Source organism: Streptomyces sp. NBC_00572, from assembly GCF_026341815.1.
Lineage (GTDB): Bacteria > Actinomycetota > Actinomycetes > Streptomycetales > Streptomycetaceae > Streptomyces.
Genome location: NZ_JAPENX010000003.1, coordinates 251,582 through 274,850, shown reverse-complemented (window position 1 = coordinate 274,850; position 23,269 = coordinate 251,582). Strand labels below are relative to the sequence as shown.

At 74.4% G+C, this 23,269-nt stretch carries 15 protein-coding genes; 5 read left to right on the top strand and 10 right to left on the bottom strand.

Annotation, left to right across the window (positions count from 1 at the left end; all coding sequences use genetic code 11):
* Window positions 1–74: 74 nt before the first annotated feature.
* On the bottom strand, window positions 75–1,550 hold the full coding sequence (locus OG514_RS37920) for a carboxylesterase/lipase family protein (RefSeq protein WP_266902805.1): 1,476 nt from the start codon (window positions 1,548–1,550) through the stop codon (window positions 75–77).
* 49 nt (window positions 1,551–1,599) lie between these two features.
* Window positions 1,600–3,111, bottom strand: coding sequence for a long-chain fatty acid--CoA ligase (locus tag OG514_RS37915; protein ID WP_266902803.1), 1,512 nt, complete (start codon window positions 3,109–3,111; stop codon window positions 1,600–1,602).
* 186 nt (window positions 3,112–3,297) lie between these two features.
* Between OG514_RS37915 and OG514_RS37910 the strand changes: the two genes are divergently transcribed.
* From OG514_RS37910 to OG514_RS37895, 4 genes are all read left to right on the top strand, one after another.
* Window positions 3,298–4,818, top strand: a complete 1,521-nt coding sequence (locus OG514_RS37910) for a CdaR family transcriptional regulator (RefSeq protein WP_266902801.1) — start codon at window positions 3,298–3,300, stop codon at window positions 4,816–4,818.
* Window positions 4,819–4,873: 55 nt separating this feature from the next.
* Window positions 4,874–5,500, top strand: a complete 627-nt coding sequence (locus OG514_RS37905) for a YigZ family protein (protein ID WP_266902799.1) — start codon at window positions 4,874–4,876, stop codon at window positions 5,498–5,500.
* A gap of 217 nt (window positions 5,501–5,717) precedes the next feature.
* Window positions 5,718–6,896 carry an exonuclease SbcCD subunit D gene (locus tag OG514_RS37900; protein ID WP_266902797.1) on the top strand — a complete coding sequence of 393 codons (1,179 nt, stop codon included), beginning with the start codon at window positions 5,718–5,720 and terminating at the stop codon, window positions 6,894–6,896.
* Window positions 6,893–9,931, top strand: a complete 3,039-nt coding sequence (locus OG514_RS37895; RefSeq protein ID WP_266902795.1) for an SMC family ATPase — start codon at window positions 6,893–6,895, stop codon at window positions 9,929–9,931. Before OG514_RS37900 ends, OG514_RS37895 begins: the two co-directional genes overlap by 4 nt.
* A 49-nt stretch (window positions 9,932–9,980) precedes the next feature.
* Here OG514_RS37895 and OG514_RS37890 read toward each other — a convergent pair whose 3' ends face one another.
* The 3 genes from OG514_RS37890 to OG514_RS37880 all read right to left on the bottom strand — a co-directional run bounded on the left by OG514_RS37890 (window position 9,981) and on the right by OG514_RS37880 (window position 12,751).
* Window positions 9,981–10,430 carry an Lrp/AsnC family transcriptional regulator gene (locus tag OG514_RS37890; protein ID WP_266902793.1) on the bottom strand — a complete coding sequence of 150 codons (450 nt, stop codon included), beginning with the start codon at window positions 10,428–10,430 and terminating at the stop codon, window positions 9,981–9,983.
* Window positions 10,431–10,500: 70 nt separating this feature from the next.
* Entirely contained in the window at window positions 10,501–12,204 is a 1,704-nt protein-coding gene (locus OG514_RS37885) for a DUF885 domain-containing protein (RefSeq protein WP_266902791.1), read from the bottom strand.
* 49 nt (window positions 12,205–12,253) lie between these two features.
* The gene (locus OG514_RS37880; RefSeq protein WP_266902789.1) at window positions 12,254–12,751 is read right to left on the bottom strand and encodes an Lrp/AsnC family transcriptional regulator; all 498 of its coding nucleotides are present in this window, start codon (window positions 12,749–12,751) and stop codon (window positions 12,254–12,256) included.
* A gap of 59 nt (window positions 12,752–12,810) precedes the next feature.
* Between OG514_RS37880 and OG514_RS37875 the strand changes: the two genes are divergently transcribed.
* Window positions 12,811–14,037: a PLP-dependent aspartate aminotransferase family protein gene (locus tag OG514_RS37875; protein WP_266902787.1), complete on the top strand. Its 1,227-nt coding sequence runs from the start codon at window positions 12,811–12,813 to the stop codon at window positions 14,035–14,037.
* Here OG514_RS37875 and OG514_RS37870 read toward each other — a convergent pair.
* From OG514_RS37870 to OG514_RS37850, 5 genes are all read right to left on the bottom strand, one after another.
* Window positions 13,949–15,388: a GNAT family N-acetyltransferase gene (locus tag OG514_RS37870; protein ID WP_266902785.1), complete on the bottom strand. Its 1,440-nt coding sequence runs from the start codon at window positions 15,386–15,388 to the stop codon at window positions 13,949–13,951. The genes OG514_RS37875 and OG514_RS37870 overlap by 89 nt on opposite strands.
* 88 nt (window positions 15,389–15,476) lie before the next feature.
* The gene (locus OG514_RS37865) at window positions 15,477–18,119 is read right to left on the bottom strand and encodes a DUF6493 family protein (protein WP_266902783.1); all 2,643 of its coding nucleotides are present in this window, start codon (window positions 18,117–18,119) and stop codon (window positions 15,477–15,479) included.
* 59 nt (window positions 18,120–18,178) lie between these two features.
* Complete coding sequence (locus OG514_RS37860; RefSeq protein WP_266902781.1) at window positions 18,179–19,600, bottom strand: SWIM zinc finger family protein; 1,422 nt, start codon at window positions 19,598–19,600, stop codon at window positions 18,179–18,181.
* 104 nt (window positions 19,601–19,704) lie between these two features.
* Complete coding sequence (locus OG514_RS37855; RefSeq protein ID WP_266902779.1) at window positions 19,705–21,297, bottom strand: alkaline phosphatase; 1,593 nt, start codon at window positions 21,295–21,297, stop codon at window positions 19,705–19,707.
* Between the two features lie 172 nt (window positions 21,298–21,469).
* Window positions 21,470–23,023 carry a PLP-dependent aminotransferase family protein gene (locus OG514_RS37850; RefSeq protein ID WP_266902777.1) on the bottom strand — a complete coding sequence of 518 codons (1,554 nt, stop codon included), beginning with the start codon at window positions 23,021–23,023 and terminating at the stop codon, window positions 21,470–21,472.
* Window positions 23,024–23,269 lie beyond the last annotated feature (246 nt).

Below are 23,269 nucleotides of genomic sequence, written 5' to 3'. Positions count from 1 at the left end.
TCGCTGCCTCTCTTCGATGTGGCCCGTCATCCTCGTCAACGGGCCACCACCTGACCTGATTCCCGCCGGCGGCCTCAGACGTCCCAGGCGCGCCGTTCGGCCTCCCGCGGCGCCTCGATCAGGGACGGGACACCCCGGCCGTAGGTCATCACCGGACGGGCCGGGTCCCAGGTCCGCCAGCCCGGGTCGCCCGTCGCGGCGAAGGACACCCAGGCCGCGTGCATCGCCGCCGCCAGCTCGCCGGGCGCGTCCGGACCTGTCAGGGCGCGCGTCTCCGGCAGGTCCAGCGTGTCGAAGACGAAACCGAGTTCCAGCGCGTGACAGGCACCGAGGCCGAGCACGGGGGAGGGCCAGCCGAACTCGTACAGATACGTTCCCGCCCGCGCGCCGGAGCGCAGCCGGGCGTCCGCGAGGGTGTTCAGCGGGATCCGCAGCAGCTTGTCAGTGGCGAGCGCGCCCAGGATCTCGCCCGGTTTCTCCTGCGGACGGCCCGCGCGGTACACCCGGGCCGCCCGGGACGGCACCTTCGCCTTCCACAGCAGGAGCCGCTGGACCAGGGGACCCACCCTGTCCGTGACCCCGCTCGGCACGAACCACAGCCGGTACTCCTCCGTGGTCGTGCCCATCAGCAGGTCCACCTCGGCGGAGGCGCCGTCCGCGAGCGCCTCCGCCGGATCGCGCGGCACCACCTCGCCGTCGACGACGATCTGGAAGGAATGCCCGCCGGTCAGCGGCGAGCCCTTGCCGGTCACCTTCGTCTGCGCCGTGAGCAGCTTTTCCCGGTCCACGCGCGCGAAGGCCTCCGCCGTGGCCGGCACCTTGAGCCGGGCGGCCACCGCTTCGGTGGTCCGGCGGGCCTTGCCGAGGGGCTGCGCGATGGGTGCCCCGCTCTGCACCACCGCCCGCCGGAACAGCCCCTTAGCGAGCGGCGAGGCGAGCAGCGCGGTGATCGAGATCGCGCCCGCCGACTCGCCGAACACCGTCACGCGCTCAGGGTCCCCGCCGAAGTCCGCGACGGTGTCCCGCACCCAGGTCAGCGCGGCGATCTGGTCGCGCAGGCCGAGGTTGCCGGGAGCGTCGGGGAAGACCCCGAAGCCCTCGATTCCCAGCCGGTAGTTGACCGAGACGAGGACGACCCCGTCCCGCGCGAAGGCGGTGCCGTCGTAGACGGGGACCGCCGAGGAGCCGTGGATCAGCGAACCGCCGTGGATCCAGACCATCACCGGGCGCCCGCCGTCCGGCGTCGCGGACTCCGGTCCGTCGCCCCACGGCGCCCACACGTTCAGGTTGAGGCAGTCGTCGCCCGCGATGTCCGGGTCGGGGAGCAGGGCGTCGAGCGGCGGGGCGTACGGGCGCTTCGGCGCCGTCGGACCGAAGGCCGTGGCCTCCCGTACCCCGTCCCAGGGGTCGACCGGTTCCGGCGCGCGGAACCGCAGCGGGCCCACCGGGGCCTGCGCGTAGGGCACCCCCAGGAAGGCGGCCACGCCGTCCTTCAGGGAGCCCCGCAGCGCTCCGTACCGCGTGCGGACCTCAGGTCCCCGCTCCGTCATCGATGCCACCCTTCCTCGGGCCGTCGGTCATGCAGGTCTACGGCTACAGCTATGGCCGTGGCCGCGTCCATGCCTGTGACTGCGCCACGAGCGCGCGCTTCAGGACCTTGCCCGTCGGGCCGAGCGGCAGCTCCTCGACGAACCGCACGATCCGGGGGTACTTGTGGCGGCCGAGGCGCTCGCGCGACCAGTCGACCAGCTCCTCCTCGGCGAGCGCCGCCGCGCCCTTCCGGCGTACGACGACCGCGCACACCTCCTCGCCCTTCGCCTCGTCGGGGATCCCGATCACCGCGACCTCCGAGACCGAGGGGTGGCGCACGAGCACCTCCTCGACCTCGCGCGGGTAGATGTTGAAGCCGCCCCGGATGACCAGGTCCTTCTTCCGGTCCACGATCCGCAGGAAACCGTCCTCGTCCCGTACGCCCAGGTCACCCGTGCGGAACCAGCCGTCGACGACCGCCGCCGCCGTCGCCTCCGGATCGTCGAGGTAACCGGCGAAGACGTTGTGCCCGCGCACCACGACCTCCCCGGTCTCCCCGTCCGCGAGCAGCAGGATCCCGGCGTCCGCGGCCGCGTCCGCGATGCCCACCTCGACACCCCAGACCGGGTGCCCGACGGTGCCGGGCCGGCGGCCGATGTGCGGCTGGTTGAAGGTCGCGACCGGTGAGGTCTCCGTCAGGCCGTACCCCTCCAGGACCTGCGTACGAAAGGTCTCCTCGAAGCGCTCCAGGACGGCGACCGGCAGCGCCGCCCCGCCCGACACGGCGGCCCGCAGGGCCTCCGGCCGTACGTCGGACCCGGCCGCCGCCTCCACCAGGGCGTGGTACATCGTCGGTACGCCCATGAAGACCGTCACGCCCTCGTCGGCGAGCACCCGCAGGGCGGTCGGACCGCTGAACCGGGGCATCAGCACGAGGGTCGCGCCCTGCCGGAGCGTCCCGTTCATCGCGCAGGTCTGGCCGTAGCTGTGGAAGAGCGGCAGACAGCCGAGGACCACGTCACCCGCGCCGAGACCGAGCAGGTCCTGCGAGGTCACCGACGCGTTCATGACGATGTTGAGATGGGTGAGCAGGGCCCCCTTCGGGCGGCCCGTCGTCCCGCTCGTGTAGAGGATCACCGCCGTGTCCGAGGGCTCGGCCGGCTCGGCGGCGGCCAGCGGCTCCGCCGCCGCGGGCGCCCCGTGGAAGGCGCGCACCCCGGCCGCGCGCGCCGCCTCGTCGGCGACCGCCCACAGCGGACCGCCGCTCACGATGCCCACCGCGCCGCTGTGCTCCAGGACGTACCGCACCTCGTCGGCGACGAGCAGGGCGTGCACCGGGACGACCGTCGCGCCGGCCGCGAGCGCCCCGTAGTACACCCGGAGGAACTCGATGGTGTTCGGCAGCAGCACGGCGAGCCGGTCGCCCGGCTTCACCCCGGCCTCGCGCAGCCCGGCGGCGCAGCGGAGCGCCTCCGTCCACAGCTCCCCGTAGGTGAGCCGGGCCCCGCCCTCCACGATCGCGATCCGGTCGGGGAAGTGGCGGGCGGACTCGCCGAGGACGCCGGCGACGCTCAGTGACATGGCACGCTCCAGGTACGCGGAGTCAACAGCTCTGTTGACGATCGGTGACACGGCCCAGAATCCGCCGCGACCTCGCCCGGACGCCATGTGCAGGTGCCCACCATGTGGGCCGGCGAGCTGGGCAGCGGCCCCGCCGTCGCGCCCGACCCGTGGCATTCGCCAAATGACGGAGCTACGGTGCGAGCCATGACGCACAGCTCGGCCGCACCCGGCGAGCCCCCGGGGGCGCGCTCCGGCGGAAGCCGCACCTCCCAGGGCCGCGCGGGCGGCTCCGGCGGGCCCCGCGCTCCGCTGGCCGGATCCAGCGGCTCCGGCGGCTCCAGTGGGCTCCGCACCCCGCTGACCGGCTCCGGCGGGTCCCGCACCCCGCTGGGTTCCACCGGCGGTTCCGGCGGAGTCCACACTCCGCTGAGCGGCACCGGCGGCTCCGGCGCGCTGCGCCGCGCCCTGGCCACGACGATGCTCGCCGACGTCGACCGGCTCACCGACCGTGCCGTCGACGACATCCGTGCCCACTCCGGTACGTACGCGTCCGGCGCGCCCGTCACGCGTGAGGACCTCTGGGAGATCTGCCGCGACAACCTGCTGCGTGCCCTGGAGGACTTCGGCGGCCTCGCCCCGACCGGCGGCGACTTCGAGTGGGCGGCCCGCGAGACCGGCCGCCGCCGCGCCGAACAGGGGGTGCCCCTGGAAACCGTGCTCCAGGCCTACCGGCGCGGCGGCCGGGTCCTCTGGCAGGTCATGGCCGAGTACCTCCGGGTCCGGGCCGGGCGCGAGTCCGACAGCCGGGACATCGAGCTCGACATGGCGAGCGGCGTCTGGGAGACCATCGACCGCTTCTCGGTCGCGATGGCCGACGCGTACCGGATCGCCCAGCTGGAACTCCAGAGCCGCCAGGACACCCGGCGCGTCGCCCTCTTCGAGGCGCTGCTCGACGGCCGCGCCGACGACCCCGCCGTCGCCTCGGCCGCCGCAGCCGCGCTCGGCGTCCCTCCGGTCGACCGCTACGTGGTCGTGGTCGCCGCCCAGGATCCCGCCGCTCCGCCGCACCCCTCGCCGGTCCTGGAGGCCCAGGGCATGTGGTCGTACTGGCGGCCCCGCTCCGGCCGGTACGCCGGCATCGTCCGGCTGCCCCGCCGCGACGCGCCCGCCGGGCGGACTCCCTCGGCGCGTCCCGGCGGCGGAGCCGACCCCGCCACGCGTGCGCTGCTCGCGGCGCTGCGCGAGCGGACCGGGGCCACCGCCGGGGTCTCGCCGGAGTTCGAGCGCCTCTCCCAGGCGGGGCGCGCCCTGCGGCTCGCCGAGCAGACCCTCCGTACCCTCCCCGCCGGCAGCGGCGAGGTCGGCGTCTTCGACGACCGGCTCGCCCAGGTGCTGCTCAGCGGGCGCACCGACATCGCCGAGCGGATCGTGACCGTCCACCTCGGCCCTGTCCTCGCCACCGGCGGTGAACGCGCCGCGCTCCTCACCACCCTCCGCGCCTGGCTCGACCATGGCTGCTCGGCCTCCCGGGCAGCCGACCAGCTCTACTGCCACCGCAACACCGTCCTCAACCGCATCGGCCGCATCTCCGAGCTCACCGGCCGCTCCAGCGAGTCGGGCGAGGCCCGCCTCGGCTGGGCCCTGGCCCTGCGCGCCCTGCCGTACGCCGGGCTCGCCACCCCGCCCGAACCCGCCGCCGGGGAGCGCGAGGCCGAGGGGACCTAGGGGGTGTCGTCGGCCGCCGGAGTGGCAGGGGGCCCACGGAACGTAGGCTGGGCGGATGCAGGAGCAGTACCGCACGCCGGCCCACGAAGGTGTGCACGAGACCGAGATCAACCGCTCGCGCTTCCTCTGCGCGCTCGCACCCGTCGCCGACGAGCGGGAGGCGCAGGAGTTCGTCGCGCGCATCCGCAAGGAGCACCCGACCGCGAGCCACAACTGTTTCGCCTACGTCATCGGAGCCGACGCATCCGTCCAGAAGGCGAGTGACGACGGCGAGCCCGGCGGCACGGCGGGCGTCCCGATGCTGCAGATGCTCCTGCGCCGCGAGATGCGGTACGTCGCCGCCGTCGTGACCCGCTACTACGGCGGTGTGAAGCTCGGCGCGGGCGGCCTCATCCGCGCGTACGGCGGGGTGGTCGGCGAGGCCCTCGACGCGCTGGGCACGGTGACCCGGCAGCGCTTCCGGCTGGCCACCGTCACCGTCGACCACCAGCGGGCCGGCAAGCTGGAGAACGACCTGCGGGCGACCGGGCGCGCCGTCCGTGACGTGCGGTACACCGACGCCGTCACGATCGAGATCGGCCTCCCGGACTCGGACGTCCCCGCCTTCCGCGCCTGGCTCGCGGACGCCACGGCGGGCACGGCCTCGTTCGAACTCGGCGGCGAGGCGTACGGGGACGCCTGAGGTGTGACGCCTGAACTGTGACGCCTGACCTGTGACGGTCGAGGCCTGATCGGCGCCCTCTGACGGCGAAGCGCGGACGGCCGGGCTTCCCTTCCCCACCGCCCCGGCTCCCGTCCCGTACGGCCCCGACCACACCCCCCGGCGGGATAGCGTGGTGGGCGCACACGTACGGGAACCAGCGGCGAGGAGCGGCGCACATGCGGGGTGGGACGGCATCGTGAGGCTCCTGCACACCTCGGACTGGCACCTGGGCCGGTCCTTCCACCGCGTCGGCCTCCTCGAAGCCCAGGCCGCCTTCCTCGACCACCTCGTCGCGACCGTCCACGCGCACCGGGTGGACGCCGTCCTCGTCGCCGGTGACGTCTACGACCGGGCCGTGCCCCCGCTCCCCGCCGTCGAGCTGTTCGACACCGCCCTGCACCGCCTCGCCGAGGCCGGGGTGCCCACGATCATGATCTCCGGCAACCACGACTCGGCCCGACGCCTCGGCGTCGGCGCCGGACTCATGGAGCGCGCCGGTATCCATCTGCGTACCGACCCGGCCGGAATCGGCACCCCCGTCGTCCTCACCGACGCCCACGGCGACATCGCCCTGTACGGCCTGCCCTACCTCGAACCGGCCCTCGTCCGGGAACAGCTCGGCGCCGAGAAGGCCGGGCACGAAGCCGTGCTCGCTGCCGCGATGGGCCGGGTCCGCGCCGACCTCGCGGGCCGCCCCGCCGGAACCCGTTCCGTGGTCCTCGCCCATGCCTTCGTCGCCGGCGGCGCGCCCAGCGACAGCGAGCGGGACATCACCATCGGCGGCGTCGCCGCCGTCCCCACCGGGATCTTCGACGGCGTCGACTACGTGGCCCTCGGGCACCTGCACGGCAGCCAGACCCTCACCCCGCGGGTGCGTTACTCCGGCTCCCCCCTCGCCTACTCCTTCTCCGAGGCCGACCACCGCAAGACGATGTGGCTCGTCGATCTGGGCCCGACCGGCCCCGACGGGGCGATCACCGGCGCCGAACGGCTCGACTGCCCCGTCCCGCGCCCCCTCGGCCGGATCCGGGGGCGGCTCGACGACCTCCTCGCCGACCCCGCGCTCACGCCCCACGAGCAGTCCTGGGTCGAGGCCACGCTCACCGACCCCGTCCGCCCCGCCGAGCCCATGGCCCGGCTCACCGAACGCTTCCCGCACACCCTGAACCTGGTCTTCGACCCCGAGCGCACCGGGGACGACCCCGGCGCCTCCTACGCCCAGCGGCTCCGCGACCGCACCGACCAGCAGATCGCGGAGGACTTCGTGGCCCATGTGCGCGCCGGCACGGCCCTCGACGGGGCCGAGCGGACGATCCTGTACGGCGCCTTCGACGATGTACGGGTCGACACTGCCCAGCGCGAGGTGGGCCGGTGAGGCTGCACCGACTGGAGATCACCGCGTTCGGCCCCTTCGGCGACACGCAGACCGTCGACTTCGACGCCCTCTCCTCCGCCGGGCTCTTCCTTCTCCACGGGCCGACCGGCGCCGGCAAGACCTCCGTCCTCGACGCGGTCTGCTTCGCCCTGTACGGGAGCGTGCCCGGCGTCCGCCAGACCCCGGGCGGCTCCCTGCGGAGCGACCACGCCCCTGTCGGCACGTCCACCGAGGTCGTCCTCGAACTCACCGTGGGGGACCGGCGCCTGGAGATCACCCGGCGCCCGGCCCAGCAGCGGCCCAAGAAGCGCGGCGGTGGCTTCACCACCGAGAAGGCCCAGACCTGGCTGCGTGAGTACGACCCCGCCACGCGCGCGTGGAACGGCCTGAGCCGCTCCCACCAGGAGGTGGGGGAGGAGATCACCCAACTCGTCGGCATGAGCCGCGAGCAGTTCTGCCAGGTCGTCCTCCTCCCGCAGGGCGACTTCGCCCGCTTCCTCCGTGCCGACGCCGAGGCCCGCGGCAAGCTCCTCGGCCGCCTCTTCGACACCCGCCGCTTCGCCGCCGTCGAAGAGCGCCTCGCCGACCTGCGGCGGACCGCGCAGCAGCAGGTCGAGGACGGCGACGAGCGGCTCCTCGCCCTCGCCCACCGCATGGGCCAGGCCGCCGGGGGCCTCGCCGTCGCCCGTACCTCCGTCGAGGGACGGCCCGGCGACCCCGGTCTCGCCGACACGGTCCTCACCTGGGCCGCCGTCGCCCGTACGGAGGCCCGCGAGGCCCTCGACATCGCGCGCGTACGGCTCGAAGCCGCCGAGGCCCGGCAGGGCGCGGCGCGCGCCGCGCTCGACGCCGAGAACGACCTGGCCGCCCGCCAGGCCCGGCACGCCGACGCGCTCCTCCGCCAGGAGCGGCTCACCGCCCACGCACCGGAGAAGGACCGGCTCCAGGCCGCCCTCGACCGCAGTCTGAAGGCGGACCGGGTGGCCCCCGCGCTGGGACTGCGCCAGGACGCCGAGCGCGAGCGTTCCACCGCGCACGCCGCCCGCGAACGCGCCCGCGCCCAGCTGCCCCCGGACCTCGCCGACGCCGGGGCGGAGCAGCTCTCGGCCCTCGAACACCGGCTGCGCGAGGAACTCGGAGGCCTGGAGGCGGCACGTCGCGCCGAGCGCCGCGCCGCCGCGATCGCCGGGGAACGCGCCGTCCTCGTGCGCGAGGCGCGCGCCGACGACGACGTCCTCCGGGACGCCGCCGACTGGCTCGTCGGCTGGGAACCGCGCCGGACGGCGCTCACCGAGCACGTCGAGGCCGCCCGGGACGCCGCCGCCCGCGCGGAGCACCTCGCGGGCCGCCTCGATCCCGCCCGCCGCCGGTTCGACGCGGCGCGCCGCCGGGACGCCCTCGCCGAGGACACCCGGGCGGCCGAGGCGCGCCTCGCGGACGCACGGGAGCGACGCAACATCACCCACGAGAGCTGGCTGGACGTCAAGTCACGGCGCCTGGAAGGCATCGCCGCCGAACTCGCGGTCACCCTCGCCCCGGGCGACCCCTGCCAGGTCTGCGGCTCGACCGCCCACCCGGCCCCCGCCCGCACCGGCGCCGACCATGTCGACCGGGCCACCGAGGACGCCGCCTACGCCTCCTACACCCGCGCCGAGGAGACCCGTACGGCCGCCGAACGCGACCTGGCCGTCACCCACGAGTCCTGGTCCACGGCCCGTGCCGAGGTCCAGGCGGGCGCCCCGGCCGGTTCGCCCGAGCCGACCGCCGACGAACTCGCTCTCGAAGTCGAGGAGTTGACCCGCCTCCATGCTGAGGCGCACGCGCTCGCCGGACAGGCCCACGGCGCGCGGGAGACGCTCGCGCGGGCCGAGCGGGAGCACGAGAAGCGGGTCGGCGCGCAGCGGGAGGCCGAGCGGCGGGTCGCCGCGCGGACCTCGCGGCGCGAGGCCCTCGACCGCGAACAGTACGCCCTCGACGAGGAACTGACCCGGGGACGCGGCGCGTTCGCCACCGTGGCCGAACACGCCACCCTCCTCGAACGGCGGATCGGCCTCCTGGTCGACGCCACCGGCGCCGTACGCACCGCAGAGCTCGCAGCCCAGCACCTCAAGGAGGCCGACGACCGGCTCGCCGACGCGGCCTACCGCGCGGGCTTCACCACCCCCGCCGAGGCCGCCGCCGCACTCCTGCGCGAGGGCGAGCGCCGGGACCACCAGCACCGCGTGGACGCCTGGCAGGCCGAGGCCGCCGCCGTCGCGGATCGGCTCGCCGAGCCCGGCACCGCGGCCGCCGCCACCCTTCCGCCCGCCGACCCCGCGGCGATCGGGGCCGACCACGCGGCGGCCGACCGCGCGCTCCGCGAGGCCGACGCCGTCCTGGCCGCCGCCCGCGAACGCGCGACCGGCCTCGCCGGACTCTCCCGGCAGGCCCTCACCGAGGCCCGCCGCCTGGGTCCGCTCCGCGAGGAGTACGACCGGGTGGCCCGCCTCGCCGCCCTCACCGCCGGCACCTCCGCGGAGAACGAGCGCCGGATGCGCCTGGAGTCGTACGTCCTGGCCGCCCGCCTCGAACAGGTCGCGGCCGCCGCGACCGCGCGTCTCCAGCGGATGTCCTCCGGCCGCTACACCCTCGTCCACTCCGACGCGCGCTCCGGAGGCAAGCGGGCCGGCCTCGGCCTGCACGTCGTCGATGCCTGGACCGGCAACGAGCGCGACACCGCCACGCTCTCCGGCGGCGAGACCTTCTTCGCCTCCCTCGCGCTCGCCCTCGGCCTCGCCGACGTCGTCACGGACGAGGCGGGGGGCGTACGGCTCGACACGCTCTTCATCGACGAGGGCTTCGGCAGCCTCGACGAGCAGACGCTCGACGAGGTCCTCGACGTCCTCGACTCGCTGCGCGAGCGCGACCGCAGCGTCGGCATCGTCAGTCACGTCGGCGATCTGCGCCGCCGGATCCCGGCCCAGCTGGAGGTCGTCAAGGCGCGGCAGGGCTCGGCGGTACGGCTGCGCACCGGCGCGGACGCGCTCAGCGGCTGAGGCCCGTGCGGCGTGACCCCCAGCGGCTCGGACGCGGGCGGTTTCGCCCTCAGCGGCTGAGCGAACGCCGGGGGAGCGGCGAGGAGTAGACGACGCTCGTCGTCACCGAGCCGAGCGTGGCGATCTTCCCGGAGATCGCCTCCAGGTGCTTCATCGACCGCGCGGCGACCTTGAGGACGAAACAGTCGTCGCCGGTGACGTGGTGCGCCTCCAGGACCTCCGGCGTGGTGTCGAGCAGATCGTGGAACGGCTTGTAATTGCCGTGCGGATAGCGGAGCCGTACGAAGGCCAGGATCGGCAGCCCGAGCCGGTCCTGGTCGACGATCGCCGCGTACCCCGTGATCACCCCGGCCTCCTCCAGGCGCCGCACCCGCTCGGTCACCGCGGACGGTGACATCGACACGGTGCGGGCGAGCTCGGCGAAACTGGCGCGGCCCTCGGACTGGAGGGCCTGGAGAATGCGCCAGTCGGTGGCGTCGGCGGTGTACTCGGTGGTCATACGGCCACAGATAGCAGGGGATTCCCCGGCCGATCAAGCGGTCGGCCGGGGAATCTCATCCCTGCTGCCCTCAGAGGCGCGAGAGCTCGTCGACCAGGTCGTCGAGGCCCAGCGGACCCTGCGAGAGGGCGGCCATGTGCCAGGCCTTCGCGTCGAACGCGTCGCCGTGCGCCGCCCGCGCGTTGGCGCGGCCGAGCAGCCAGGCCCGCTCGCCCAGTTTGTAGCCGATGGCCTGGCCCGGCATCGACAGATAGCGGGTCATCTCGCTCTCCACGAAGGACGGCGGACGGCTGCTGTGCCGCTGGAAGAACTCCTGCGCGAGCTCGGGGGTCCACCGCTCGCCCGGGTGGAACGGCGAGTCCGCCGGGATCTCAAGGCCCAGGTGCATGCCGATGTCCACGATCACCCGGCAGGCGCGCATCATCTGCCCGTCGAGGTAGCCGAGGCGCCGCTCCGCGTCCGGCAGGAAGCCGAGTTCGTCCATCAGCCGCTCCGCGTAGAGCGCCCAGCCCTCGGAGTTGGCGCTGACCTTGCCGATGGTCGCCTGGTAGCGGGAGAGACGGTCGGCGACGTGCACCCACTGCGCGATCTGCAGGTGGTGGCCGGGAACGCCCTCGTGGTACCAGGTCGACACCAGGTCGTAGACCGGGAAACGGGTCGTGCCGTCCACCGGGAGCCAGGTGCGGCCGGGGCGCGAGAAGTCCTCGGACGGGCCGGTGTAGTACGGCGCGGCGGCGCCGCCCGGCGGGGCGATCCGGGACTCCACCCGCCGTACCCGGTCGGCGAGTTCGAAGTGGGTGCCGTCGAGTACCTCGATGGCCTCGTCCATGAGTTCCTGGAGCCAGACCCGGACCTCCTCCACCCCCTCGATGTGCGTGCCGTGCTCGTCGAGGTGGGCCAGCGCCTCCCAGGGGTCGGAGCCCGGCAGGATCCGCTCGGCCTCGGTCCGCATCTCACCGAGCAATCGGTGGTACTCGGTCCAGCCGTACGCGTACGCCTGGTCGAGGTCCAGGTCGGTGCCGTTGAAGAAGCGGGTCCAGCGCTGGTAGCGCTCACGGCCCACCGTGTTCGGGGCGTCCGCGACGGCGGGGGCGTACACGTCCCGCATCCAGTCCCGCAGCGCCACGACGGCCTCGGTGGCGGCCCGGCCCGCCTCGGCGAGCCCGACGCGCAGGTCCTCGGGGAGGGTGGCCGGGCCCGCGGCGGCGAACTCCTCGAACCAGCCCGGCCCTCCGCTCTCCGCGCCCGCCCACTCCGTGAGCTGTTCGACGAAGGTGGCCGTGGGGCGCGGCCCGCCGAACAGCTTCCGCTCAAGACCGAGCGCGAGCGCGGACCGGTAGCCCTCCAGGGCGGCCGGGACCGCCCGCAGCCGGGCGGCGACCGCCGCCCAGTCCTCCTCGGTCTCCGTCGGCATCACGGTGAACACGATGCGGACGCTGTGCGCGGGCGAGCGCATGTTGCTGACCGCGCACAGCCCCTCCTCGGCCTCGTGCACGGCGAGCTCCGCCGTCAGGCGCTCCCGCAGCAGACGGGCGCAGCGCTGCTCGGCCTCGCTGTCCGCGCCCGGGGCGCGCTCCGCCTCGTCGAGCCGGGCGAGCGTACGGCGGGCGAGGTCGGCCACGGCCCGCTGGCCGGCCGGCGAGAAGTCGGGCAGCAGTCCGGCGCTCTCCTTGACTCCCAGGTACGTACCGGTGATCGGGTCGAGGGCGATGAGTGCGTCGACGTGTTCGTCGGCGACCTGGCGGGGCAGCGCGCTGCTGGAAGTCTCTGGCATGGGGGTCATCCTGGCGCGTCCGGCAGGCCCGCGTCACCCTCGTCGAGGGTCAGTCGGCTGACTTGGAGGGGCTCGAAACGGGCGGCAGAAGCGGGCCGCACTCCCACTCCTGGAAGATCAGCCGCGTCTCGACCCGGGCCACCTCACGGCGCGACGTGAACTCGTCGAGAACGAGTCGTTGCAGGTCGGCGGGGTCCGCTACAGCCACGTGCACCAGGTAGTCGTCGGGTCCCGTCAGATGGAACAGCGCCCGGGACTCCGGCAGGGCCCGGATCCGGTCGACGAACGGACCGATCAGTTCCCGCCGGTGCGGCCGGACCTGGACGAGAAGGAGCGCTTCAAGCCCTCGGCCGAGTTTGGCCGGATCCAGTCGTAGCTGGTGTCCGAGGATCACGCCTGTGCGGCGCAGCCGCGCCACCCGGTCGAGGCAGGTGGACGGTGCCACTCCGACCTCGGCGGCGAGTTCGCGGTAGGTGGTCCGGGCGTCGTTCTGCAGGAGGCGAAGAATGTGCAGATCGACCGCGTCCAGTACGACAGAATCGGCCATCTGGCGAACGTAGCACGGCGATTTCCCGCTACTTCCCGGTATCCGTTCACAGTGCCGCCATGGACGCCATGGACTACGGCTCCTCGGTCACCCCGAGAGCCCTCGCCACCGAAGCCGTGCACGCCGGCCGCGAAGACCTCGCCTCGCTCGGACTGCACGCCCCGCCGCTCGACCTGTCCACCACCTACCCCTCGTACGACGCCCGGGCCGAGGCCGCCCGGATCGACGAGTTCGCCACCACGGGTGCCCGGCTCGACGGACCGCCGGTCTACGCCCGGCTCGACAACCCCACCGTCGCCCGCTTCGAGGAGGCCCTCGCCCGCCTCGAGGGCGCCGAGGCGGGCGTCGCCTTCGCCAGCGGCATGGCGGCCCTCACCGCCGTCCTCCTCGCCCGGGCGAGCCAGGGTCTGCGCCACGTGGTCGCGGTCCGACCGCTGTACGGCTGCAGCGACCACCTCCTGGACGCCGGACTGCTCGGCACCGAGGTGACCTGGACCGACCCGGCGGGCGTCGCGGACGCGATACGGCCCGACACCGGCCTGGTCATGGTGGAGTCGCCCGCCAACCCGACCCTGGCCGAGGCGGACATCCGCGCCCTCGCCCACTCCTGCGGATCCGTGCCGCTCCTGGTCGACAACACCTTCGCCACGCCCGTGCTCCAGCGCCCGATCGAGCAGGGCGCCCGCATCGTGCTGCACAGCGCCACCAAGTACCTCGGCGGCCACGGTGACGTCATGGGCGGCATCGTCGCCTGCGACGAGGAGTTCGCCCGCACCCTCCGTCAGGTCCGCTTCGCCACCGGCGGAGTGCTGCACCCGCTCGCCGGCTATCTGCTGCTGCGTGGTCTGTCCACCCTGCCGGTACGGGTCCGGGCGGCGTCCGGCACGGCGGCGGAGCTCGTACGGCGGCTCGCCACCGATCCCCGGATCGCGCGGGTCCACTACCCGCGGATCGGCGGCGCGATGATCGCCTTCGAGGTCTACGGCGACCCGCACGACGTCATCGCCGGCGTCCGTCTGATCACTCCCGCCGTGAGCCTCGGCAGCGTCGACACCCTCATCCAGCACCCGGCCTCCATCAGCCACCGCATCGTGGCCGAGGGCGACCGGCGCTCGGCGGGCGTCAGCGACCGCCTGCTGCGGATGTCGGTCGGTCTCGAGGACGTCGAGGACCTTTGGCGCGATCTGACCCAGGCGCTCAGCGTTCCGCCCGCCGGATCCCTTCGTGCCGCTGCTCCTGCTGCGGCCGGGCGGCCGGTCGCGGTGCCGCGGCCAGTCGGGCTGTGATCACCAGGGTGCCCTCCTCGATCTGGTAGTCGAGGGGCAGGTTGAGCGCCCGCATCGCGGCCACCATCCCGGTGTTGGACGACTGCGTCACGGCGTACACGCTGGCGCAGCCGGCCTCCTCCGCCATCGCCACGAGCCGGCCGAGGAGCTCGGAGCCGATGCCGCGCCGCTGCCAGTCGTCCTCCACCATCAGTGCGACCTCCGTCTCGTCGCCGTCCCAGAGCAGATGTCCGAGGGCGACGAGACGGCCGGAGGTCGTCTGCACGGCCAGGGTGCGCCCGAAGCGGGGGCTGAGCAGATGGTCGAGGTAGCGGTCCGCGTCGCCGACCGGGCCGTGGTAGCGCAGACCGAGGGTGCGGGGCGAGCAGCGGTCGTGCATGGCGCGCGCGGCGGCGAGGTCGCGCTGGTCGGCGCGGCGGACGGTGATCTCGTTGCCCTCGGGGAGGGTCAGCACGTCCTGGCTGCGCGGGACGCGCGGGCCGAGCCGCGCGTCGAGCTCGACGAGGGCGCGGGCCCGGGCGAACTCGGTGGGGGTGAAGGGGAGGTAGGGCCGCTCCACGATGAGCGTGCCCCCGTTGGGGTCGCGCAGTCGCATCACGGTCTCCTCCAGGACGCCTTCGACCGGGGCGTGTTCGCCGGTGGGGCGGCCGGTGAGCGAGACGGCGGGCACGGAGTGCAGGGTGCAGCGGCCGAGGAGCTGGCGCAGCGCGAGCGGCAGTTCGGCCGCGTCGAGCGCCGTACGGGTGGCCAGGCCGAGGACGCGGGTGGGAGTGTCCACCAGGTCGTGGGCGTCGGCCCGCTCGGTCCACGTGTCGCGGCCGCCGGCCGCCGCCGTCTCACGGGAGAGGGCGTGGGCGGAGAGATCGGCGGGGGCGCGCAGCAGGAACTCGTCGACCGTGCCGTCGGCGAGCGGGTGCGTCTGGAGGGTGAGGATGTCCACGCCCAGGCGGGCGAGGACGGTGCACAGCGCGGCGAGGCTGCCCGGCGTGTCCGCGACGGTGGTCCGCATCCGCCAGAGCGCGGTCTCGACGGGCACATCGGGCTCCGTCTCTCCGTGCTCCTCCTCGGCCTTCGCCGGGACGGTCAGGGTGGAGGGCCCGCCGGTGTCACCGGCGGGCGGAGCATGGCTCGCATGACTGGGCCTCCGTGCCCACCAGGTGTGGAAGGCAGCGGTGGCGACCAGCGCGATCGCCGAGAACACCAGGAGGTAGGGGCCGTCCGGCCCCTTGACGATGCTCTTGGCGATCGTGTCGGCCACCACCACCGCGGTGAACAGGGCGGCGAGCTCGATCAGGTCGTGCCGCCAGTGGTGCGGACGGCGGGCGCTCTTCGAAGACGTCACATCGGTCATGACCTCACTGTGACCCAGTGGTGTTGCGTGATCACGAACGCTTTGTGACTGACGGGTTAAGCGCCCATCTAGCGGCTTAAAGAACGATTCAGGCCGTTTCTGTCAGAGCCTGATCGGCCCCTTGACGGAGTGCGCCAAGCAACCGCCTCGCCTGCACGAGGAACTGAGAGGTACCCCGCGTCGAGGCCACCGTGTCGAGCCCCGGCACCTCGCCGCCGGCCCCGCACCGCTCCGCACAGTCCGCCGCGACCGCGAGCACCTCGCCCAGGCCGCGGACCGGCTTCTCCGCGCCGAGCAGCTCCGGCAGCGCAGCCCCGAGCACCGTCCAGACCGTGGCATACGCTCCCGTGGCAGCCGTCGTCCGGAGGGCGTCCGCCAGCCGGTTCGGCTTCACCGAGCCCTCCGCGACGAGCCACGCCAGCTCCGTGCCGAGCCGCACCCCGTCCAGGTCGCCCCGGGACGCGAGGACGAGCAGCGCGTCGATCGCGCGCAGCCGGTCGTCCGCGTCCCCGTTGCCCAGACCGAGGGCGAGGGCGAGGGAGACGGCCCGGCCGTCCCGTCCCTCCGCCTCGGCCATGCCCGTCAGCGACTCGGTCCCCTCCCGGTTCCCGTCGACGGCGCGCGCGAGCGACGGCAGGACACAGGCTGCGAGGACCTCGCGATCCGCCGGCAGCACCGCGGCCCAGTGCTCATCGCCGTCGACCCAGTGGTAGCAACGGCGGGGCGTCGCCTCCAGAGCACCGCCCAGCCACCGGAAGGCGGGCGGGAACTCCTCCCGCACCACTGCGCGGTCGGCGATCTCGACCACCACACGGTTGCGCAGCGACCACTGTTCAAGCGTCCGGTCCTCCTCCCGCCTCAGGAACCGCACGCTCGCAGCCACGGGCTCCGCCGTCCGCAGCCACACGGCGAGCCGCCGCCCGGCCGCGGTGTCGAGGGTCGCCGCGTCCTCGGCCGCACGTGCGGCGTCCGGGTCGGTCCGCAGCACCCGCAGCAGGGCCTGGGCCAGGTCCACCGGTGCGGGCTCGATGTCCGCCTCGCGGTAGCCCCGCAGCCGCTCCACGAGCACCAGCGGCTCGATGCCGCCGGTGCTCAGGGTCGGCGTGGCGAGCAGGTAGGGCAACGCGTCCGTGCCGATCAGCGAGCCGGCCTCCCACAGCCGCGCGTCAGTGATCCCCGTCAACGCCTCGTGCGGACAGGCCGTCGCCTCCGGTCCCCGCACGGCCCTGGCCTCGACCCACGACCGGTCGAGGAGGCCGAGCAGCGCGGCGAGCACCGCGTGGAGCCCATGGCTGTGGTGCGTGAAGTGATGGGGCTGCTGCCAGTCGTCGATCCTGAACGCCTCCCGTATCGCCCGCGTCAGCCCCGCCCGGTCCCGGTGCGCGTGCCGCACCAGACCGTCGAGCGCCCGCTCGAACCGCACCGGGTCGTCGGACACCCCCTTCGCCAGCATCTCCTCCACCAGCGCCTCGATCGTCGACACCGGAGCCTCGGCCCGCCGGGGCTCGGGGACGGGCGGCAGGATCTCCTCGTACGGAATTCCGCCCCCGGCACCGAGCGGCTCACCGAACAGCTCCTCGGCCGTCCGCCGGTGCACCGGGCTCAACTCACGGGCCTGCTCGACCAGCTCACGTCGTACGGAGCCGTCCACGTCGGACAGATGGCGGGCCACCAGCTTCAGCGCCCGTTCCTGGAGGTCGGTGTCCTCGTGCCCGAAGACCTCCGCCAGGACGGGCAGCAGCTCGCCCGCCGAGCCCGGCTCCCGCGCCAGGACCTTCCCGACCATCGTCAACTGGGCCCGCACCAGCTTCTTCTCGGTACGGAACAGGACCGCACCCGTCATCTCGGCCAGCTCGGCCGTCGACAGCGCACCGTCCGCCGCGAGCCCGCCCAGAACCTCCTGCGCGTACCCCGCGACCGGCGACGGCGCGTCCGCCGCCATGCCGACGAAGTCGGGGACCCGCTCCCGGAACTCCTCCGCGGCCGGTTCCACCAGCCGCAGTACCTCCAGCGGGAACCGCAGGTCATGGAGTCGGCCGCCCCGCAGTAGCCGGGAGACGGCGGCGTCCACGACCTCGGTGCGGTCGAGCACCTTCTCCCCGACGAGCGCCACCACCGCCGTGGGCCAGTGCTCCGGGGAGTCGTCTTCGACCGCCCAGGTGAGCTTTTCGGGCGTCTGCGGCATCGACAGGGCGTGGACCAGCAGGGCCGGCGTCTGCGGGTCCTGCCGCAGACGCTGCAGGAGCGCGGGTCCCTCGGCCTTCCGCCCGTACCGACGGGCGACGCCGAGCTCCCAGGCCCAGGCGAGGACGTAGCCGTCCGTCGCGGGCACCGCGCAGCCGGACCGCTCGACCAGTCCCCGGATCACCTTGTAGCTGTGCTCCGCCACCGAGGGGCGCGCGGCGAGCCGGACCGCCACGTCCGCCATCCACTCCGGAGTGCGGTCGGCGACCACGTCGAGCACCAGGGCGCTGCCCTCCGAGCGCCAGGGCAACAGATCGCGACCGCCGAGCCAGGTCGCCGCGGCTGCCGCCCCCGGATGACAGCCGGCCCCCGCGACATACAGCGCGTGCTGGACCCGGGGCACGCCGCTCCGGCGCATCTCGGTGCGCAGCTCCTTGAGCCGCGCGAGGGCCGTCCTCCGCTCGGCCGCGTCCAGCGGCTTCACCAGCGCGGGAACTTCGGAGACCTTTCCTCCGCGCACCGCCTCGACCAGGTTCTCGATCCCCATGGTGTTCTCCGTCCCCCCGCGATTGTGTTCCGCTTCCCGTTCCTCGCGACCGTGCCCGCTCATCGGGCCCCTCCCGCCGCCGTTTCCGCTCCCGTGCCCGGAGCGGTCTGCCCCGCCGGTTCGGCGACCGTCCCGCCCCTTCGGACCATCCGCACCGCGAGCGCGTGCTTGCACGGGCCGCGCCTGCCCCGGTAGTCGGCCCACCACTGGCAGGTGCAGCTCAGCACCCCGTCCGACTCCCGCACCCGGTACCGCCGTTCGCCCGAGGCCACCGTCGCCGGTTCGCCTTCGAGGGCCACCGCCCCCTCCGCCACCAGTCGGCGGGCGCTCACCAGGCGCGGGTTGTGCCGCTCGGCGCGGTCCGCGTCGTACGGCAGCTCCCGGTGGAAGTAGGCCGCGTCCGCCACGTCGTACCCCACCCGCCCGGCCGTGCCGAGCCGGGTCAGCGCCGCCCGCACCCGGCCGATCGTGAGCCCGGCCTGCGCCGCGAGATCGGCCGGATCGATCCGCGGCTCCCAGGCGAGGAGGACCGCGATCAGCTCGGCGTCCTGCGCGGCCTCCTCCGTCGCCAGGGCCTCCAGGACCCCGCCCTCGCCGGAGAAGCCCCGCGCGAGGTCCGGCGACAGCGTCAGCGTGAGCCGCATGCCCGGCAGGACCACCTCCCAGGCGCTCGCCGTGGCCAGGGTGCCGTCCGGCACCGGCCCGTACACCCGGAGCCCCGTCGCGTGCCGCAGCACCCTCTCCAGGGCGACGAGCCGGTCGGGTCCCGGCAGGCACACCGCGCCCGCGCCCGGCCGGGTCGTCGGCCGCAGGGTCCGGCCGGACTGCGTGATCCACATCGGCCCGCGTCCACGGGCCTGGTTGCGCGGCAGGGACCGGAGGAAACGCACGGCCTCCGCCCCGCTCAGCTCGGCCCGCAGATCGAACCGGGCCGAGGCGACCTGCGCCTCGGCGAAGCCCCGCAGCCAGCGGTCCGGCAGCGGGACCTTCTTCTCCACGACCGCTCCCGCGAGCGTGGTCACCGCCATCTCCTCAGGACCCACCCGGAGATGCAGCGGATCGTCCCCCGTCATGCGCGACAGTGCCTCGCGCAGCGGGTTGTTGACGTCGACGTTGGTCGTTCCGTGCCCCGTCTCCGTACCGCCGAGGCCCTCGTCGAGGACGTCCAGGCGCGCGTACACCCCGCCGCAGCCGGAGAACGACTCGAAACGCAGCCGGTCCCCGTTCCCCGTCACCACCGGGTCGAGCGACCCCGGCCGTATCCGCTGGTGGTAGCGGGCCGCGGCCACGTCGGCGACCGCGAGCAGACCGCGGGCCGCGACCTGCGGCGAGGCCAGGAAGCCGGCGAAGAAGCGGGGATGGGCCTCGACCCCCCGGGGCGTGAGACCCCCCGCCGTCTCCAGCCCGAGCAGCCGGCCGGAGCCGGTCGACTCCAGCGCGGAAGGGCGGACATAGGCGAGTGCCTGTACGGATCGCGTCATGGAAACGACGTTAGGACCCGGCACTGACAATCACTGGGGAGCCGGGGCCCGTCCGGCCTTCACGACCGCCGGGACCCGGCTCCCGCACCGCTTCCGATCAGGCGTTACTGTCCGACGCGACCCGGCCGCAGCACCTTGCTGAACAGCACCGTCCCGCCCTCGGCTCGCAGACGGACCGTCAGTTCCCCGCTGTGGCCGTCGATGTCGACCTCCCCGAAGTACTGCGGGCTCTCCATCGGCGACAGGTTTGCCCGCTCCGGCGCCCGGACGAACACCCGCTCCGGGCCGAAGGTCGCGTCGAGCGCGTTCGCCGGGAAGCCGCCCGCGGCCAGCGGCCCGGACACGAACTCCCAGAACGGTGCGAAGTCCTGGAAGGCCGCCCGCTCCGGCGCGTAGTGCTGGGCCGAGGTGTAGTGCACGTCCGCCGTCAGCCACAGCGTGCCGGTGATCCGCCGGTGCTTGACGAACCGCAGCAGCTCCGCGATCTGGAGCTCACGGCCCAGCGGCGCGCCGGGATCGCCCTGCGCGATCGCCTCGATGTTCGCCGCGCCGTCCGGTACGACCAGGCCGAGCGGCATGTCCGCCGCGAGCACCTTCCACACCGCGGTGGAACCGGCCAGCTCCCGCTTCAGCCAGGCCAGTTGCTCGGCGCCGAGGATGCCGGTGGTGTCGTCGGCCTGGCGGCCGGGGGAGTTGGCGTTCCGGTACGAGCGCATGTCGAGCACGAACACGTCGAGCAGCGGCCCGTACCGCACCACGCGGTGCATCCGGCGTTCGCGACCGCCACCGCGCGCGTGGAGGGTGGACACCGGCGTGTACTCGCCGAAGGCGCGCAGCGCGCGCGAGGCGAGGACGTCCACGTCCTTCTCCGTGTAGCGCGCGTCGTCCAGGATCTGGCCCGGGTACCAGTTGTTGCGCACCTCGTGGTCGTCCCACTGCACCACCGACGGCACCTGCGCGTTGAACGCCCGGACGTTGTGGTCGAGGAGGTTGTAGCGGAAGTTGCCCCGGTACTCGTCGAGGGTCTCCGCGACCTTCGACTTCTCCGGCGTCGTGACGTTCCGCCAGACCCGTCCGTCGGGCAGCGTCACGCTCGGCTGGATGACCCCGTCGGCATAGATCGAGTCCCCGCTGCACAGGAAGAAGTCCGGGTCGAGGCGGCGCATCTCCTCGTACGCGCGGAAGCCGCCGATGTCCGGGTTGATGCCCCAGCCCTGCCCGGCGATGTCACCCGACCAGAGGAACCGGACGCCGTCACGACGCCGGTCGGGGGCGGTACGGAAGGTGCCGACGATCCGCTCGCCGGTCCGGCGCGGATCGTCCGGGTCCGCGAGGGTGACCCGGTAGTGGATCTGCTCGCCGGCCGGCAGCCCGCGCAGGGAGGTGGTCCCGGTGAAGTCCGTGCCCGCGCCGATCAGCGGCCCGTGGTGGCGGCGTACCCGCCGGAACGACTCGCTCGCCGAGGTCTCCACGAGCATGCGTGCCGGCCGGTCCGAGCGCACCCACACCAGACCGGAGGACGTGGTGACGTCACCCGTCTGCACACCCCACTCGGCGCGGGGGCGGCCCGACAGGGCGAACGCCGGGGCCGCGAGACCGGCACCGCCGAGGGTGAGCGCCGCCGAGGCGGCCAGCGAACCGCGCAGCACGCTGCGTCGGGCCGGGGAGGGGGAACTACCGGGTACGGACTGGGACATGGAAGGGCCTCCGAGGGGCGTCCGGGCGGGGGCGGTGCGTCGCCCCATGCCTAACGGCCGGGGGCGGCGTCCACACGAACCCCGCGTGAACAGATCACCGGGACCGATCGCTTGAGCAGACCACCGGGACCGATCACCGGGACGGATCATCCGGACCGATCGCTCGAACGGATCACTCCCGGCCGGCCGCCTCCGCCACCAGCCGAACCCCGGTCGTCACGGCGGACGGCGTCAGATGCGCGTACCCGATGACGAGCCGCACGTCCCCGTCCCCGGGCCGCGCCGTTCCGTAGTCCTCAAGCGGCCGCAGCGCCACCCCGGCCTCCGCCGCCCGCGCCAGGAACCGCTCCGGCGGACCGTAACGCGCCGGTACGCGCGCGATGACGTGCAGCCCGGCCGCGATGCCGCTCACCCCGGTCCCCGGCAGGTGCTCCGCGAGCGCGGCGAGCAGGGCGTCCCGCCGCTCCCGGTAGGCGCGTTGGCAGCGGCGCAGCTGCCGGTCGTACCCGCCCCGCGTCACGAACTCCGCGAGCACCGCCTGGTCGAGTACGGGATTGCCGAGGTCCATCGTCCGCTTGCGCTCGACGACCTCGCCGAGCAGTGCCTCGGGGACGAGCATCCAGCCGAGCCGGAGCCCCGGGGCGAGCGACTTGCTGACCGAGCCCGCGTAGACGACCCGCTCCGGGTCGAGCCCCTGGAGCGCGCCGACCGGAGCCCGGTCGTACCGGAAGTCGCCGTCGTAGTCGTCCTCCAGGACGTACCCGTCCACCGCCCGCGCCCAGTCGAGCAGCGCGGCACGGCGCTCGGCCGACCAGCTGATCCCGGACGGGAACTGGTGCGAAGGCGTCACGACCACCGCCCGTACCCCGGAGGCCGCGAGCGGCGCCGGGCACAGCCCCTCCTCGTCCAGGGGCAGCCACACCGTGTCCAGACCGGTCGAGGCGAACAGCCGCCCGTGCTCCGGGCTGCCGGGATCCTCGATGCCGACCGCGTCAAGACCCCGCGCCCGCAGGACGAAACCGAGCAGCGTCGATGCCTGCGCCACACCCGAACAGACCACGAGCCGCTCCGGATCGGCCACCACGCCCCGCCGCCGGGTCAGCATCCCGGCCAGCGCCTCCCGCAGCTCGGGCAGCCCGCGCGGGTCCGGGTAGCCGAGCGCCGGGTGGGCCAGCCGGGCCAGGACGGCGCGCTGCGCCGCCGACCAGGCGGCCCGCGGGAAGAGCGACAGGTCGGGGGTCCCCGGATGGAAGTCCACCAGGACACCGGGCGCCCCCGGGGCGGGGCCGTGGGCACGATGCGGGTACGCGCCCAAGGAGGCCCCTCGCGCTCCACGCGCGTGCGTACCCCCGAGCGGGCGCGGCCCGCCGCTCCCCTCCGCCGCCCCGGTCCGGCCGGGGCCCGCCGACCCGGTGCTCCCCACCGCCGCCCCGTTCCGGCCGGTGAGGCGCCCCCTCGCCGCGTCACCCACCCAGGTGCCCGCGCCCCGGTCGCTGCGCAGGTACCCCTCGGCGGTCAGCTGCTCGTACGCCTCCGTCACCAGGCCCCGGGACACACCCAGGTCGGTCGCGAGCGCGCGCGTCGACGGCAGCCGCGTTCCGGCCGCGAGCCGGCCCGAGCGCACCGCCTCGCGCAGCGCCTCCTGGAGGACCCGGCCCCGCCGCCGCGCCGGGGCTCCGACGGCCGGCAGGAGCAGCTCCCAGGCCGCCTGTCCGTGGCTGCTCATTCCGTGTGGCCCCATCTCGCTGTCCGCTGTCCGCTGTCGTGCTTCCCCGGCCTGTCCGGGCCGAGGCCCATGATGCCGAGGCCCGTGACGCGTCCTCTACGTCGATCGGGTGCCTCGACGGTGTGGCGTCGGCCCGTCTCGGGGTCCGTCGACTGCCATGGACCGGTGAGGGGACGCACGCGCGGCGGATGGCTTGCTCGGATCGCGTACCGGCGCGAGGCCCGGCGGAGGCGCCGTCGCCGCGTC

Excerpts from the sequence above, each read along its gene's own strand:
- OG514_RS37870 (WP_266902785.1), bottom strand. The coding sequence starts at position 15,388 with ATGACCGATGTGACGTCTTCGAAGAGCGCCCGCCGTCCGCACCACTGG.
- OG514_RS37855 (WP_266902779.1), bottom strand. The coding sequence starts at position 21,297 with ATGTCCCAGTCCGTACCCGGTAGTTCCCCCTCCCCGGCCCGACGCAGC.
- OG514_RS37885 (WP_266902791.1), bottom strand. The coding sequence starts at position 12,204 with ATGCCAGAGACTTCCAGCAGCGCGCTGCCCCGCCAGGTCGCCGACGAA.
- OG514_RS37860 (WP_266902781.1), bottom strand. The coding sequence starts at position 19,600 with ATGACGCGATCCGTACAGGCACTCGCCTATGTCCGCCCTTCCGCGCTG.
- OG514_RS37905 (WP_266902799.1), top strand. The coding sequence starts at position 4,874 with ATGCAGGAGCAGTACCGCACGCCGGCCCACGAAGGTGTGCACGAGACC.
- OG514_RS37910 (WP_266902801.1), top strand. The coding sequence starts at position 3,298 with ATGACGCACAGCTCGGCCGCACCCGGCGAGCCCCCGGGGGCGCGCTCC.
- OG514_RS37890 (WP_266902793.1), bottom strand. The coding sequence starts at position 10,430 with ATGACCACCGAGTACACCGCCGACGCCACCGACTGGCGCATTCTCCAG.
- OG514_RS37920 (WP_266902805.1), bottom strand. The coding sequence starts at position 1,550 with ATGACGGAGCGGGGACCTGAGGTCCGCACGCGGTACGGAGCGCTGCGG.
- OG514_RS37850 (WP_266902777.1), bottom strand. The coding sequence starts at position 23,023 with ATGAGCAGCCACGGACAGGCGGCCTGGGAGCTGCTCCTGCCGGCCGTC.
- OG514_RS37875 (WP_266902787.1), top strand. The coding sequence starts at position 12,811 with ATGGACGCCATGGACTACGGCTCCTCGGTCACCCCGAGAGCCCTCGCC.
- OG514_RS37915 (WP_266902803.1), bottom strand. The coding sequence starts at position 3,111 with ATGTCACTGAGCGTCGCCGGCGTCCTCGGCGAGTCCGCCCGCCACTTC.
- OG514_RS37880 (WP_266902789.1), bottom strand. The coding sequence starts at position 12,751 with ATGGCCGATTCTGTCGTACTGGACGCGGTCGATCTGCACATTCTTCGC.
- OG514_RS37865 (WP_266902783.1), bottom strand. The coding sequence starts at position 18,119 with ATGGGGATCGAGAACCTGGTCGAGGCGGTGCGCGGAGGAAAGGTCTCC.